Here is a 15544-nt window from a genome sequence, read left to right on the forward strand (position 1 = left end):
CCCCGTCGTCTATCCAACCCGCATGGATACGGGTGCTTGTGCCAAACAGCTCAACAGGCCTTCAAGACACTGCCAGAGCGCGTCATCGTCACTGCGCCGGTACCAGCGGCGCCTCTCCCCCGCCGCACGCGGCAGCTTGCGGGCCAGACCCGCCTCCACCAGGGCCCTCATCGGTGCCTGATAAACGCTCGACTGCACCTGACGGGTCACTGCGAGGTCACCCAGGCATACCCCGCGCCCGTCCGCCGAGGCGAGCGCCAGCATCAGCTCCGCCCGGTAACGGTTGCCGAAAACCGGCACGGACGCCTCCCGCAGCCGCTCCAAGGCTTCTTGAGACATGATTCATGATTCGCTAATCATGAATAAAATGTCAAGAGGACGCGGCTCACGTCTGTCACTGGGACAGAAGAAGCCCCGGGGACCGCGCCGTTGAGCTCCGCGGCATGGGACTGCTGTCGCAGAAGGGGCCGCTACGGTGGCCGGGTGACTGTCGCGAACGACTCGGCGGGCGGCACTTCCGGCCGCACCACCTTCACCGTCTCTGCTGAACTGTCCATGGCGCTGGCCGCTCAAGGGCCGCACGGTGAGCGGGCATTGCACCTCCTGCGGGATGCGGGGGCGGTCTTGTCTGATCCGGCCCGGTGGAACGCTCCGTACGAGGTCGCCCAGTCCTGCTGCCGAGGGGCGATCGACAGCATCCTCAACCTGGCGCCGAAGGACATCGAGGGCATCGAGGCGGCCAAGAACGCCGTCACGGACGCCGCCAAGGCGGCCGTCGAAGCCTGGCGCGCTGACAACCAGGTCCCCGAAGGGCTACTGGACGCCCTCGCCGGCGTGGTCGATGCGCTGCGGGCGGAGGAGAACAATCCGGGCGGGCGGCGCGTACGCCAGATCGGGCACCTGGTGCAGGAGCTGACGCGGCAGGAGATGGGGCTGGCCGAGGCCGAGGCCGTACGCAACTCCTGGACCCGGTTCTACCGGGACACCTCTGGTGTCCTGCATGGGTCGGGCGCCACGCCCGAGGAGTCCCGCGAGCGGTTCGAGGGCGTGGTGGCGGCCTTCGAGCAGCTGTTTTTGGGGCTTCCGGAGCGTGCCGAGCGGCTGCGGCAGCTGGCGTCGAGCGAGCAGCCGTCGCCGCGGGATGCCGGCGAGATCGCATCGATGTCGGATCCGCGTGCTGGCAGCTACTTCTTCCGTGCCGCGGTGAGCCGGCACTGGCTTGGCCTGCTGTCGCTGGACCGGCTGCTGCCGGAGGCGTCCCGATGGCCGGCCCTGCCCTACCTGCGGCGGCAACTGGCCGCCGAGCCACCGCAGGTGTGCGCGTGGGTGGAGCAGCATCTTGCCGCAATCGAGGCGCGCGGCCCGGGCGCGGTCGGCATGGCGGTGAGCCTGGTGGCCGAGGCGGGCATGACGGCGTGTGGGGTGCTGCAGCAGATCACCAGGGCACGGCAGGACCGCCATGTGCTGCTGCGCATCAGTTACTGGGCGCGGGATGTCCCGGTGTCCGACCGCACCGGGCAGTGGGTCCGCGTCGTCGAGGACGTGCTGCGTCAGCCGTCCTTCGGCGCCCAGGAGTCCTGGGAGGCGGCGCAACTGGCGGGCGCTCTGGCCCAGACCGCCCACCTTGAGGGCCAACTACGGTCTGACGGGGACCGTTTGGGAGTGATCATCCGGTCCGCCCTGGCGTCCGTGCTCGCCGTGCACCTGTCGGAAGCTGACAAGTGGGAGGTCAGCCTGGTCAACGATCTGCGGGAGATCTCTCTGGCCGATCCGCCGCACAGCGTGCTGTTCACACTGATGCGCGCCGTACTCGACCTGGCCCGCGAGGACGCCCGGCTGAGCGTTCCGTTGTCCGAGCGGCTGCGGGTGCTGGACAACAAGCTGCCGGCCGGCCCGGTGGCCGACCGGCTGCGCGCGGTCGTCCTGCTGGAGAGCTACGACCACGATCGGGCAGATGCGGCGTCGTCCGGCACCTGGTGGGAGCAGGCCCTCCCGCTGGCGGGCCGGCTTGCGGCTGCCAGATCCCCGCGCGCGGATGTCGCGGACTTCCTCGCCCTGCTCAAGGACGCCTGCCCCAACCAGCACCGTGCCGGGCTGCACAGTGTGCTGGCCCAGGGTCTCGGACAGGCACCGTCCGCGCAGGAGATCTCCGACTGGAAGAACGCCTACGAGACGGCGCACGCCTCGCTGCCGTCTGCCTGGCGCACCGTCTGGGAGCTGTCCCAGGTCCTGGCCCCGGAGGTGCTCGAGCCGTGGCGGCCACTGCTGGAGACGCTCATCGCGATGGCGGGACAGCCCGCACCTGCGCGTCCGGAGCCGGTCATGCGCGTCACGTCCTGGATCGAGAGCCACGGCGGTTTGTCAGCGGAGGCGTTCGCTGCCCGTGCGGCGGAGGAGGGTCCGGCCGCCGCGGTCGGCCACCTGGCCACCGCAGCCGTCGAGCGCACCGACGTCGACGCCAGTGACGCTCGCGCCGGCCTGCTCAGTGACCTGGTGGCCCAGGATCCGCAGCTGTGGGCCCGCGATGCGGACGGCGTGGCCGCCGCGGCCGACGATCCAGCCGTGCTGGCCGCCTACTTCAATTCCCTGCACCGGGCCGCCCGTGAAGGGAAGATCGCAGACGGGGAGCTCGCTGCGATCGCTCTGGCCGCCTTCGCTGCCCGGCCGGCGGCCGGGCAGGACACGTCGGGCGCAGGGCAGTTGGAGCGGGTGATCTGCAACCTGCTGCACCGGGCGTGGGAGAACGGGCTGCTGCTGGAGGACTCATCGGGCGCGGCAGACGGCGCCGTCGAGTGGTTGGAAGGCCTGGTCACCGGCTGGACGCAGCCCCGTACCGACACTCCGCAGCCGCTCCTGGTAGCGATCGATCAGCCGGGCGGGGCGGCGCTGCTGTCGCTGATCGCCTGGGGCCTCCAGCAGGCCCAGCGCACCGGCCAGGAGCTGGCCGACCCGGTCCGTGCTGTGCTGGCCCGGCTGCTGGAGGGCGAGCCAGATGATCAGGCCCTGTCGGTCATCGGCTTCTGTCTCGGCCAACTGGCGCACGTCGATGCGGCCTGGGCCGAGGAGCACGCCGACCAGCTCTGCACGCTCGACGCTCCCTGGCGGCCCGCCGCTACCTGGCTGCGGCATGGGCGCCCGCACAGCGGCATCCTGGCACGCCTGGATCGCACGGCGCTGCTGCAGACGGCGGCCGGCCCAGACGGCATCCCCACTCTCGACAAGATCATCCTGTCGTTCCTCACCGGCTCGGAAGCCCTGGGCCCGGTCCCTGCGCTATTGACCGAGCTCGGCGGGCAGGCCGACGGGCCCCAAGCGGTGTCCGAGTTGCTGTCCCGCCTCGCCCAAGCCGTGATCCGCTGCGCGGAAACAAGCCCGTGGCCCGAGCGGGCGGCCGCGTTGTGGCGTTGTGCGCTCGAGGCGCAGCTGGAGCCCGCTGCTCTCATCGGTGCGGGGCGGTTTGCCTACGCCGACCGGCTCGACGATGCCGTCTGGCTGGAGCTGACCGCCCGCACCGTTGCCCGGCAGCCGGAGGTGGAGGCGCCCTACGCGATCGCCGAGCGTGCAGCGCGCCACCCCGATTCGGCCGATGCCCTGCTGATCGCCGCGGCCATGCTCGGCGCCCAGGTGGACGTCTTCCACCGGCAGGAGATCCAAGGGCATGCGGCCTTGCTCTTTGCCCAGAGCACCGCGGAGGGCGCGGCCGAACATGAACAGCTGCGGATCGCGTTGATCAACGCCGGTGCGATCGAGGCTGCCTACAAAGACCCCCCTGCCAGCCCATGACCGCCCTGGCGCAGGCGGGTTGAGGTCAGGGCCCGGTCAGGTGACCGCATCGGCCACGGTGTGCGGCTTGGCTTCCTTTCCCATCTGAAGACGAGGTGCCTACGGCTCGCGTCGCTGGACATGGCCGCTGTGAGAGATCGAGGGCAAGCCCAGGGGGCGCCCTGAGATCAAGCCGGGCCTGGGAGCCGCTATACCGCGTCCGCGCATCCCGCGCGGCCGGTTTCGGTCTTGGTGACCGGAAGCGCCTAGGGTGAGTGTGGCGGGCGCCGGGGGGGGGTGGCGGGCGCAGACACGCCACGCTGGAGGTAACCATGGGGTTGCGCCCGACACACCTCGGTTACGCCTACCAGGATCTGCTCACCGCGCTGCGTCTGGTGGATCTGGCGGTGGGACGTGCGAGGTCGGTGACCGTGGACACGAAGATGTTCGCCGGGGACCGGTTCGATGACATCACGGGGCCTTGACCCTTGATCCTGGACACACGAGACACTGGATCCTGAGGATCTGAGAACGGACATCTCGTGGTCATGAAGAACTATCCGCCGCAGTTCAAGGCGGACGCGGTCGCGCTGTACGAGTCGCGGCCCGAGGCGACGATCAGGCAGGTCGCCGCCGATTTGGGGATCAGCCCCGAGACCCTGCGGAACTGGGTCCGAGCGGCCGGTGCGAGCCGGCCCCGGGGGCGGCGGGCGGAGGCGCCCGCCGAGCCGCCCACACCGCTGGAGGCGGAGAACGCCGCTCTGCGCAAGAAGGTCCGTGAGCTGGAGGAAGAGCGCGAGATCCTGCGGAAGGCGGCGAAGTATTTCGCCGGGGAGACGCGCTGGTGAACCGCTTCCAGTTCGTCGCCGACCATCAGCGCCGTTACGGCGTGAAGCGGCTGTGCACCATCCTGGGCATCGCCCGCTCCAGCTTCTACTACTGGCGCCGCACCGCCGCGGATCGGGCCGCCCGGCAGGCAGCCGACGCCCGCCTCGCCGCCCGGATACGGGCCGTGTACCGCGAGTCGGATGGCACCTATGGCGTTCCCAGGATCACGGCCGAGCTCCGCGAGGCGGGCGAGCGCGTCAACCACAAGCGGATCGCGCGGCTGATGCGGGCCGCCGGTCTGGCGGGCGTGCGCTTGCGCCGCAGGCACCGCACCACGGTCGCGGACCCGGCCGCGGCGAAGGCCCCGGATCTCATCGGCCGCGACTTCACAGCAAGCGAGCCGAACACGAAGTACGTCGGCGACATCACCTATCTCCCGCTGGAAGGCGGGAAGTTCCTCTACCTGGCCACCGTCATCGACCTCGCCTCACGCCGCCTGGCCGGCTGGGCGATCGCGGACCACATGCGCACCGGCCTCGTCATCGACGCCCTGGCCGCCGCCGAACGCACCCGCGGCAGCCTCTCCGGGGCGGTCATGCACACCGATCACGGCGCCCAGTACACCAGCCGGGCCTTCGCCGACGCCTGCCGCCAAGCCGGCGTCCGCCAGTCCATGAGCGCGATCGGCAGCTCGGCGGACAACGCGCTCGCCGAGTCCTTCAACGCGACGTTCAAACGCGAGGCTCTTCAGGGCCGAAAGCACTGGTCCAGCGAACGCGAAGCCCGTCTCGACGCGTTCCGCTGGCTCAACCGCTACAACACCCGACGCCGTCATTCCCACCTCGGACAACGGAGTCCCATCGCCTACGAGACAGCACTCGACACAACATCAACTACCCTGGCCCAAGCCGCATAGCCCGTGTCCAAGATTCTGGGTCAAGGCCCACGTGCGAGTGGGGCACCGGCAGCCGTGAGCGATTGCAGATCAAGCACACGGATCACGACCGCGCGTTGTCGGCGGAGAGTTTCATCAAGGACAGCCGGGGTCTGCGCCTGGATCTCCTCTTCTCCTCCATCGACCGTGACCTCACCTCACAGCCCGCTACCTCACACCGTCTCGTGGTCCGCGACACGGAGCCGGACGAACCTGATCTGATGCGGGTGCTGCAGCCAGTCAGCAGCGGCATCGACCCGGGCCCGGCACTGCACGGCCTGGGCAGCAAGCGGTTCCGGTTCGACGCCGCTGCGCTGCGCGCCCACAATCCGTGGCAATCCATGCTCGCCGCTGTCAGAGACGAGGTGCTCCAGCGTGCCTGTGCCTGTCTGATCGTCGACACCGGTGTTGCGGCGTGCTCGCTCAACATCCGCGAGCCCGGGCCGGCCGAGGCGGCCCTGCTGCATCGCATCACCGAGGAACTCGGTGCCGGACGGCCGCCGAACCGGACCCGTACGGCCGAGGACGTGGCGCTGGCTCTCATCGAGACGGCCAAGGCGGCCCGCAGCCGGACGGGCACGGTGACGGTCGAGGACCTGCTTCCCCGCCTGGGTTTGGAGACCGACTTCGGGGCCGTGCGTGAGGGCCAGCCCGTGGACCGGGCCACCGAGGTGGCCCGCCCCGCCGTGCTCACAAATGTGGTCACGGCCGTGGAGGACACCGCGCAGCAGGGCGGTGTCGTGGTGGTCACCGGCGCTCCCGGCATCGGCAAGTCGTGGTTGTGCGAGCAGCTCGGCGACGCACTGGCCCAGACCTGGCTGGCGGTACGGCATCACTGCTGGCTCGGCGCTGCGGATGCCGACCGTGGTGAGCGGGTGCTGACCGAGGTGGTGATCGGCAGCCTGCTGCGGCAGCTGGAGAGCGCCGCACCGGAGGCGGTGGCGCAGGTCAGGCCCCGCTACGCGGCCACCAAGGAGACGCTCGTGGCAGCGGTCACGGCTGTGCGCGGCCTGCTCCCGGATCGGCCCGTCGCGTTGGTCGTGGACGGGATCGATCACGTCAGCCGGGTCCTTGGGCACAGCAGTGGCGGCGCGTTCGGTGGGCCGGTGGATCCGGCGGCCTGCCTGGTCGAGGAACTCACCTCGCTCAGCCTGCCGCCCGGCGCCGTTCTGGTCCTGGCCAGTCAGCCCGGCCCTCATCTGGAGGCGGTCGACGCCCGGGCCGCCCGTTTGACCGTTCCCCCTCTCGACCGCGCCGAGCTGGGTGCGTTGGCGGAGCGTCTGGGTGTGCTGTCGGCGCTGGCGCCGTCGGCTGCTGCTCTGGGGGCTGCCACGGATGCTGAGGCCGCTGTCACCTTGATCGAGGAGCGCTCACGAGGCAACGCTCTTTACGCCACGTATCTGTGCCGTCAGGCCGTGGGCCCGGCTCCTGGTCTTGGCGCATCGCTTGCGCCGGGCGCTGTGGGTGATCCCCTTGAGCGGCTGCGCGCGGTTCCGTCATCGGCGCACGACCTGGACGACTACTACGCCTATCTGCTGCAGGCTTTGACGCTCGAGCAGCGTTACGCGGTCAGCACGCTGGCAGTCTGCGACTTCGCTGTCAGCGCGGACGAGCTCGGGGAGATCTTCCCGATGCCGGCGATGATGATCGGTGCCGCCCTGACCAGGGTGGCACCGATCATCGCGCAGCAGCCGGGGATCGGCGGGCTGAAGATCCACCACGAGAGCTTCAGCCGTTTCGTGCGCCGGGCCGAGGGTGACTCCCGATGGGTGGACCAGGTCCGGACCCAGGCCGCCCAGTGGCTTTCCCAGCGCGGGTTTTTCACGGACGCGCGTGCCTTCCGGCACCTGCCCGAACTCCTGTCCGCTCTGGGACGTGACGAGGACCTGGCCCTGCTGATCGGGCCCGACTTCCTCTCCCGTGCGATCGCCGGCCTGCAGCCGCCGCAAGCCATCGTCCACACCCTGGCCGTCGTCGCCCGGCGGGCGGCGGCGTGCCGTGACTGGCCGACGCTGGTGCGCTGCATCGAACTGAGCCGGGCGCGGTCGACCTATGAGGAAGAAGGCCTGCCGGGTTCCCTGGTGCCGTATGCGGATGTGCTGGTGGCGCTGTCGGGAGCCGACCATGTGGCGGCGGGCCTGCTGTATGAGGGTGTGCCGACGCTGTCGGCGCGGTGGGGCCTGCAGTTGTGCGCGGCGGTCGACCGGGCCGGGTTCGCCGCCCCGTGGGAGGCGTATCTGACGGCCTGGGACAAGGATCGCGGTGGTAAGTCCGGCCACGACGGTTCCACGGGCGATGAGGCGGTGTTCCTGGCGGAGTTGCGTGGGCAGATCAGGCTGCCTGGCCACGGCGCCGACAAGCGCGAGTCGCCGGAAGGCCACCCGCTCACGCTCGCTCAGCGGGTGGCCCGGTTCCTTGATCAGGAGGCATTGGACTCCCCCGAACCGGCGCTCGGTGTGCTGCTGGACTGCCTCGGCGCCGAGCCGCTGCTGGAGAGCGCGGCGCTCATCGAGCGTCCCGAGCGGCGTGCGGCCCTTCTGCTGCATCTCGCCGACGCCCACGACGGCGCGGGCGGGATACTGCCGTCGGCGCGCACACTGGCCGTCGCGGCCTGGGCCAGCGCTCCGTGCGGCCTACGACGTCTACTGGACCAGGGCGTGCCGGTGGCTGACCTGGCCGAGGAGGTCTTCCGCGGGGACGACGTCACCACGGTGCTTCAGGAAGCAACCCACGCGGTGCTGACTGGCCGTTACGGCGATCTGTCGGGGCCGGTCAGCAGGTGGCTGGAGCTGCTGGAGGTGGCCCAGGCCGCTGATCCGCAGGCGCCCACCCGGCTGCTGGCCCTCCTGGACGGCGAGGGTTTCTATCGTGCCTGGCTGCGGTTCACCGTCACCACGCTCGGTCTGGGCCGCGACGTCGATGCGGGCCGGATCCCCGCCGAGCGTGCGTCCACTGCCGCCCGTGTGGCGCTTGAGCAACTGGCCCAGCACGCTGCCACGTTCACGGGCCAACCCAATGCCAGCGAGCTTGGCGACATCCACCGGCTCGTGCGGCAGGTGCTGCACGAGGCGGTCGCCCTGCTGCGCGGTAACGACGTCGCCCTGGGCATCGCGTCCTTGCAGACCGTCAGTCACGGCACCACAACATCCCTGATGGGCATGGCCGGGTCCGGTCCCCTGATCACCACGGAGCTGCTGTCCCTGCTGGCCCACAGCGTGGGCCAGGCCGGGTCCGACATCATCCACGAGCTGATGCGCACACTGCGCACGGCGCAGGCCGACCGCCGTTCCATGTATGCGGAGGACGCCGACTTCGAACTCGAGATGGCCCGCGTGAGCCTCGCCTGCGACGACCCGGACGAGGCGCGGCGCTGCTGGGAACGTGCCGCCCGCTACATGGGCGCCTATGGCGGCCACAAGGACATCACCATCGAGGAACTGCTGGAGCCACTCCCCCAGCTTGTGCAGGCCGACCCCGTCCAGGCACGGGTACGGCTGGCACGTACGCAGCCGCTCGTGTATCTCGTTGCAGAATGCACCGACGGACGGGGCACGGCGGGAACACCACAGGAGTGGTGGCGACTTCTCGCAGGCCTGGATCCGCGAGTCGCCGCGCAGCTGGCCGCCCGGGTGCTGCTGACCGAGCCGGGGCTGCCCGATGCCCGGGTGGACGTGGCCCACCAGCAGCTGCTGGCCATGCAGGCCGACGCAGCCGACCCCATCGTCCTGGCAGCGCTCCGTATCGCCGCCGGCCCCCGCGGCCGCAATCTCGACGCCGACATCACCCTGCTGGGCAGGCTCGCCGACCTGCCCGGCGACGACGCGGCCCACGCTCTGCGTCTCCTGCCGGTGCTGGCCAACGCGATCACCTCCACCTATGACGACCAGACGCTGATCCACGCATCGCACCTGACCGGGGACACGCCGACCCCTGCCCTGCGTGCGGCGGCACAGCATCTGGGCGGTGAGGGCGGCCCACCCTGGGCACCCAGGCCCGTGCCCACCAAGTCCTCCCGCAACTGGTCCGGCCCCAAAGGGCGTTACCCCACCGGCGCCTATCTGCACGCCCAGCAGCGCCCCGCGCTGCCGCAAGGCGCAGCCGGTGTCCTCGCCGCGGTCCGTGACTGCAGCAGCAAGGCGTACGACGATCCGCCGGGGCCCCGGTGGTCGGCCGATGCGCTGGCCAACGCGGTCGGATGGCGGCTTGTGGAGATCACCGAACGCCAAGGGCCCGACGTGGCCGCCCAGTTGTTGCACCGGATCGCCCAGGAGATGAACGCCTCCGGCCCCGTTGACGTCCTCGCCGATGTGGCGGCCGGGCTTTATCTGCGCCAGGGCATCGCCCCCGACGTCTTCGGCCCGCTCGCCGCGACAGCTGGCATGCTCGCCTACACCAAGATCCGAGGCGGCGGCGGATGGCGCTCTTTCGCCGGCAACGACCGCCTGGAGCTATGGCAGCAGGCGCACACCGCGGATGCCGCTGTCGCGCGGCAGGACCTCGCCAACCAGGTGACCCACGCGGTCGCCAACCCGTCCTACAGCCGCACCATCGGCATCAGCCAGGCCCTGGTCTCGGCATTCGCCATCCAGCCCCCGGACGCCTCCCGGCCCCCCGCTGCCGACGCGCTCGCCTGCTGGGACGCCGCGTATGACGTCATCGCCCACCGTCTGCCCGGTGATGCCCGCCTTGGCGACGGCGCCTACCAGCCGGTGCCCGAGCCGGCCACACAACACGACATCGACACCGCGCTGTGCCGTCTTGCCCTGGCCACCATCGCCCTGCCCGAACGCGGCGACAAACGCCGCGCCCTGCTCGCGGCGACTGTCCTGCTGGCCGCCCGCCCCCGCCAGGCACTGGCCGCGCTGGCACACGTCTTGTCCTTCGACCTCGGCGCCGGGCCTTTGACCTGGCTCCTGACCGTCCTGCACAGTCACCTGCCGGACGGGCCCCTGGATGCCGCTCTGCATGAGCAGCTCGTCGCCCTGGGCACCAGCGACATGCTGTCCGTGCGGGTGGAAGCCTCCGCCGTCCTCACCCGCGCCGGACACCAGCCGCCCTCCCCACCGGCAACCGCGGCCCATCCGACACTCGCCCAAACTATCGCCGCCCAACTCGGCACCCAGGACAGCGCATGAAAGACCCCCGGCGCTATGCGGCCCGCCTCGTCGACCACTACCTGGGCGCCCGCATCGACGCCGCTGGCCCCGCTCCCGGGCTGCGCGAGGCCGTCATCGACCTCGTGGCCGCGGCCGTCCCCGGCCATGTCGAGCCGCTGATGCGCACCCAACTGGACCTGCTCACCCACCCCAGCAGTAACCGGTTCCCCGACGCCTACCTCGCTGATCGGGCCACCGCCGAAGACGCCCTGCAGAAGGCCGCGGCAGGCCTGCGTACCGCGCTCGCCCAAGCCGGACACCTGGTCAACGCCCAGGCCTTCGAACGCGGCACGGCCGCACGCCTGCGCGATGACTCCCGACCGGCCCTGCGCGGCGAACTCGCCCGCATCCCCCGGCCCCTGACACGCCCCGGAGCGCTGGGCTGGTCACTCGATCCCGCGCCCTGGTTCAGCGACAGCCACCAGGAGCAAGAGCCCTGGCCGCCACTCGGTCTCGCTTCGGTCGCGGGCCTGCGGTCCCTGCCGGAAGCCGCCCTGGCCTTTGCCCGAGTGGACGACGGGCCACACGCGGGCTGGGTCCAGATCGGACTGATCGAGCGGCAACGCACGCCCGCACGCCGCTACCCAGACCAGCCCGCCCGCCAAGTACTGATCATCATCGGTCTCGAAGCTGCCGACGACGATCCACCACCCGGTACGCTGCCCCTCTCTAAGGCTCCCTGGCAGCTGTGGACCCGCCCGTTGCAGCGCCTGGCACCTGCCCTCACCCAGGCGGGAGCGGCAGCCGAGCACATCAGCGCCACGGACCAGGCCCTCGTAGCCATCACCGACGCCAGCGCCACGCCCATGGTCGACGTACCCCCGCGCCGCAGCGGCCCTGGCCTGCCCCCGTACGTCCTTGCACCCGCCGCCAGCGTCGTGGCGGCACTCGGACTCCAACCCACAGGCGGCATCTGCGGATTCAGCCTCAGCGACACAGCAGGGGAAGCACTCATCTGCCGCCAGTGGCAAGGCCACCTCGTCCACGACGGAAGCTTTGAACCGCTCCTGCCCGTGGTCGCGGGAGCGGACCTGCTCATCCGCCCAGACCTGTTCACCCGCCTGCACGCCACCATCGGCCCCTCCCGCTGCCAGGCAGGTATCAACGTCCGCCACATGACAGCAGCCCAGGACGACGACATCCCCGACGACGAGGACTGAGAACACCCCGCGACGCTCGCGTCCCCGCCCCACGCCCCCCTCCGAAGTTGTCCGCCCCGGACTCATCCCAGAACCTCCACGGCGCCTGCGACACGCCGGAGTGGGTGGAGAAGGCGCATGCCGTGCTCAAGAGGCGAGCCATGGGTGCAGGACTACCGTCCGGTCGCACATACGAGCCCCGGCAGAGGGGTGGATCGCTACGCTGGTCGCAGGTGCGGCGCTCCCCCGTGGCGCCGCACCGACCCGCCTTCAGGGGCTCGCCCGTATCGCTGCAGCAGGCGGACATGGGGCGTCTAGCCGCCGCTGGCCTGGTCCTCCTCGCCCTCCCGGCGAACAGGACCGGCCAGTGCTTCGGCCTCCTGCACGAGCCGGTCCGTGGGAGCGAAGTCGCCCAGCTCGACCGCGAGGGCGGCGCGCACGAACGCGGCGAGCGCGATGCTTCCGTTGCGCACCTCGAAGATGCGGAACACCCCGTCCGCGTACGCGGCGCGGTGTCGGCACCCGGACTGCACGCAGTACCCCTCGGCGGCCAGGGCGAGCCGCTTGAAGGCGCCGTTCTTCTCGTCGGTGAGCTGGGCTGGACAGCCCAGGTGATCCAGCGTGATCCGGATGTGGGCGCGCATCTCGGCCGGGCGGATGGTGAGCCGGCCGCCGCCGGGCGTGACGTAGCGGCCAGGCGTCACCGGGCCGTACGGATGGATCAGCGGCAGATCCTTGTCCACCACGTGCAGGACGGGCAGCCCGTCGTACTCGAAGTAGGGGCCTGCAATGCCGTTGTGCTCGATTGCCATGCGGTCCTCGTCTCGGTCGCGGGGCGGGCGCCGGGCCGTCCCGTCACGCGCTGGTGCCGGGCACGTTCCGCAGCAGTGCGGAGGTCATCGCCAGCAGCGTCTCCGCCTCGGCCCGGTCGTACTTGAAGTCCTTGGTGACCGCGTCGTTGTGCAGGGCTCCGCACGTCTGGCTGTACAGGGCGTCCTGGATCCGCCACCACCGCTCGGTCTGGTTGCACTGGCTGCCTTGCTTCCTCGGCCCGGGGTTGTCCCAGTCGACGTTCTCCCGGACCCACTCCAGCGCCCGCCTGACCTCCAGGATCGACGCCCGGATCTCCCCCACGGTCAGCAGCCGCTGCGCCTCCCGCAGCGTCCGTCCGACCTCGTCCCGCTCCGGATCGCCGAGCGGGTACGGAACGGCCATCTCGAACGCCGCGGACGGCCCCAGCTGCGCGAGCTGCTGTTCCCACCGGCTCTTGGCGATGGTGATGTGCGCCGTGTCCTGGGCGCTCCCCGGATACCCGGGAGCCTGCGGCAGCGTCGCGTTGAGGTCGATCTCGAACCGGACGTCGCCAGTACGGCTCGCCTCGATCGCGTGGACCTGCAACGACGTCAGCGGGAACGACAGGCTGATGCGGTGGACGGTCACCCTCGGGGTGTACGCCAGGTTCGCCGTGGTCCGGGCGAGCCGCGAGCGCTGCCCCATCGCCTCGAAGCCGAACAGGTCCGCCTCCAGGGCGAGGATCTTCCCGGCCTCGGTGAAGGGCGACACCCCGACGGCGAGCTGGACGGTCAGCTCGTGGGCTCCCAGCGCGCGGTGCAGCCACGTCTGGTCGGTGCTGACCGCCGCGGTGAACCGGATGTCGTCGTCGAAGCGGAGTTCCTGCATAGCTCCCCCAAGGGCGTGTCGATCACCCGATTCTGCCGGGCGAGGCGCCGCATCACCGCCGTTCCCCCCGGCCACGGGCTCCAGCCCGCAGGCCCAACGAACCCAGCGGCCGTCGACCCGGGCTCGGCGCAGTCAACTACCCAAACAAGGAGGAACCTGGCGTCTCCCGCCCAGGGGCCCCCGGATATGATCACAGCACACCCGATCTCCTCCCCTACCTCCAGCCCTCTCAATGGGGTTGCAGGCTGGTCTCAATCTTTGCATCCTGGCAGGTCAAAGCACTGTTTGGCCGGTTAGACCTCACTTGATCGCATTCTCACTCCTTGCAGCATCACAGGTCAGAGACCTACTAGAAGACCATCAGGCTGCAACACAACTGAGACGACATACCTCGCCGCGCCCCGGCCTCAGCGGGGCCGGGACGGGCGGGAGGTGGTGATCGCGTCGATGGAGGACGACTCCAGCACCTACGGCACCCGGATTTTCGATCTCGGTCTGGCCGAGGCGGTGGAGCGGTCGATCCTTGCGGGGTTCGAGATCGACGTGCTGGAGATCCGCGACCCCGACCCCGTCCTGGGACTGTCCGAGGACGCGCTGCGCGGCCGGCGCATGGCCCTGCTCCAGGCGGCACTGCTGGAGCATGCGGCGCAGCAGAATCTGCACACCACCATGGTGTTCCACCAGCGGGTGGAAGAAGCCGCAGCGTTCGCCGGGCAGATGCCGCGCACAGCCGCCGAGCTGTACGCCGCCGAGGCCTCCGCGGCGGCCCTGGCCAGGGCGGAGGAGCTGCCCGCGTCGTCGATCGACGCACGACTGTACGAGCTGGAGGAGGGCCGTCACGTGCCCCCGGACCGGGTCTGGGCGGACTGGCTGTGCGGCGACCACCCCATCGCGCACCGGCGTGCGGTGATCCACCGGTTCGCCAACGGCATCGACGCCCAGAACCGGCGCGTACACCGGGCGTTCCTCGCCTCCGTACGAGCCCTCGGAGTCGGGGTCGACATCACCGGACTACGCGGCGTCGAGGCCGTGTGCATCGTCGGCTCCCGCAGCTCCCAGGTCGACATCGTCCAGAACATCGGACGCGCCCTGCGCCCCAACCCCGACGGCACGACCAAGACCGCACGGATCATCATCCCCGTCTTCCTGCAGCCCGGCGAGGACCCCAAGGACATGCTCGCCTCCGCCAGCTACCAGCCCCTGGTCGACATCCTCCAAGCCCTGCGGTCCCACTCCGAACGCATGGTCGACCAACTCGCCTCCCGCGCCCTCACCCGCAGCACCCAGCGGCGGCGCATCCACGTCCGGCCCGCCCCCGCGACCGGGGCGCAGAACGAGGACATGCCCGAGGAGACCAGCGAGGCACAGCAGGAGGCCGATCGGGTCACTCAGGTCGTGGTCAATTTCGCCTCGCCCCGCGACGCCGCCGACATCGCCGCCCTCACCCGCTGCCGCGTCATCCGGCCCCAGTCCCTCGTCTGGCTCGAGGGTTATCAGGCCCTGCTCCGCTGGCGTACCGAGAACGAGATCCCTGGCCTGTACGCCGTCCCCTACGACACCGAGACCACGGTCGGCGTCACGAAGGACTATCCCCTGGGCCGGTGGGTCCACCAGCAGCGCCGCGCGCAGCGCGCAGGTGAACTCGACCCCCACCGCAAAGAGCTCCTCGACGACGCCGGAATGGTCTGGGAACCAGGCGACGAAGCCTGGGAGACCAAACTCGCCGCCCTCCGCTCCTACCATCGCGCCACCGGACACCTCGCCCCGAGGCAGGACGCCGTCTGGGGCGAGGGCGAAGCGATGGCGCCCATCGGGCAGCACCTCGCGAACCTCCGGCGGAAGGGGCAGAAGAACGGCCTGGGCAAAGACCCGGAACGGGCCGCAGAGCGCGCGGCGCAGCTGACGGCGATCGACCCCGACTGGAACTGCCCCTGGCCACTCAACTGGCAACGCCACTACAAGGTGCTCGCCGACCTGGTCGACGCTGACGGTGTGCTGCCCGACATCCAGCCCGGCGTGCTCTTCGAGGGCGACGACATCGGACG

Annotated in this window: 9 protein-coding genes; 6 read left to right on the top strand and 3 right to left on the bottom strand. The window is 70.6% G+C overall.

Going from position 1 to position 15544, the window contains the following annotated elements; all coding sequences use genetic code 11:
* Positions 1 to 9 precede the first annotated feature (9 nt).
* Entirely contained in the window at positions 10 to 339 is a 330-nt protein-coding gene (locus tag ACTWOL_RS36025) for a hypothetical protein (RefSeq protein WP_367490622.1), read from the bottom strand.
* 144 nt (positions 340 to 483) lie between these two features.
* On the opposite strand from ACTWOL_RS36025, the gene ACTWOL_RS36030 reads away from it, so the two are divergent.
* The 5 genes from ACTWOL_RS36030 to ACTWOL_RS36050 all read left to right on the top strand — a co-directional run bounded on the left by ACTWOL_RS36030 (position 484) and on the right by ACTWOL_RS36050 (position 11840).
* Positions 484 to 3783, top strand: a complete 3300-nt coding sequence (locus ACTWOL_RS36030) for a hypothetical protein (RefSeq protein WP_474301366.1) — start codon at positions 484 to 486, stop codon at positions 3781 to 3783.
* Between the two features lie 311 nt (positions 3784 to 4094).
* Positions 4095 to 4247 carry a hypothetical protein gene (locus ACTWOL_RS36035; protein ID WP_474301367.1) on the top strand — a complete coding sequence of 51 codons (153 nt, stop codon included), beginning with the start codon at positions 4095 to 4097 and terminating at the stop codon, positions 4245 to 4247.
* Positions 4248 to 4304: 57 nt separating this feature from the next.
* A protein-coding gene (locus ACTWOL_RS36040) for an IS3 family transposase (protein WP_474294256.1) occupies positions 4305 to 5506 on the top strand; the annotation gives its coding sequence in 2 pieces (ribosomal slippage) (positions 4305 to 4596 and positions 4596 to 5506; 1203 coding nt in all).
* A 62-nt stretch (positions 5507 to 5568) separates the two neighbouring features.
* The gene (locus ACTWOL_RS36045) at positions 5569 to 10659 is read left to right on the top strand and encodes an AAA family ATPase (RefSeq protein ID WP_474301368.1); all 5091 of its coding nucleotides are present in this window, start codon (positions 5569 to 5571) and stop codon (positions 10657 to 10659) included.
* Positions 10656 to 11840 (top strand): hypothetical protein, encoded by a 1185-nt coding sequence (locus tag ACTWOL_RS36050; protein ID WP_474301369.1) that lies wholly within the window; start codon positions 10656 to 10658, stop codon positions 11838 to 11840. Before ACTWOL_RS36045 ends, ACTWOL_RS36050 begins: the two co-directional genes overlap by 4 nt.
* 293 nt (positions 11841 to 12133) lie before the next feature.
* Here ACTWOL_RS36050 and ACTWOL_RS36055 read toward each other — a convergent pair whose 3' ends face one another.
* A complete protein-coding gene (locus tag ACTWOL_RS36055) occupies positions 12134 to 12631 on the bottom strand; it encodes a DUF6420 family protein (RefSeq protein WP_474301370.1) in 498 nt (165 codons plus the stop codon).
* A 43-nt stretch (positions 12632 to 12674) separates the two neighbouring features.
* Positions 12675 to 13499 (bottom strand): hypothetical protein, encoded by an 825-nt coding sequence (locus ACTWOL_RS36060; protein ID WP_474301371.1) that lies wholly within the window; start codon positions 13497 to 13499, stop codon positions 12675 to 12677.
* A 447-nt stretch (positions 13500 to 13946) separates the two neighbouring features.
* Between ACTWOL_RS36060 and ACTWOL_RS36065 the strand changes: the two genes are divergently transcribed.
* Positions 13947 to 15544, top strand: a 1598-nt coding sequence (locus ACTWOL_RS36065) for a helicase associated domain-containing protein (RefSeq protein ID WP_474301372.1), incomplete at its 3' end; no start/stop codon positions are given.

This window comes from Micromonospora sp. IBHARD003 (genome assembly GCF_056106285.1).

Coding starts and splice junctions, on each gene's coding strand:
- ACTWOL_RS36025 (WP_367490622.1), bottom strand. CDS start 339: ATGTCTCAAGAAGCCTTGGAGCGGCTGCGGGAGGCGTCCGTGCCGGTT.
- ACTWOL_RS36035 (WP_474301367.1), top strand. CDS start 4,095: ATGGGGTTGCGCCCGACACACCTCGGTTACGCCTACCAGGATCTGCTC.
- ACTWOL_RS36050 (WP_474301369.1), top strand. CDS start 10,656: ATGAAAGACCCCCGGCGCTATGCGGCCCGCCTCGTCGACCACTACCTG.
- ACTWOL_RS36055 (WP_474301370.1), bottom strand. CDS start 12,631: ATGGCAATCGAGCACAACGGCATTGCAGGCCCCTACTTCGAGTACGAC.
- ACTWOL_RS36060 (WP_474301371.1), bottom strand. CDS start 13,499: ATGCAGGAACTCCGCTTCGACGACGACATCCGGTTCACCGCGGCGGTC.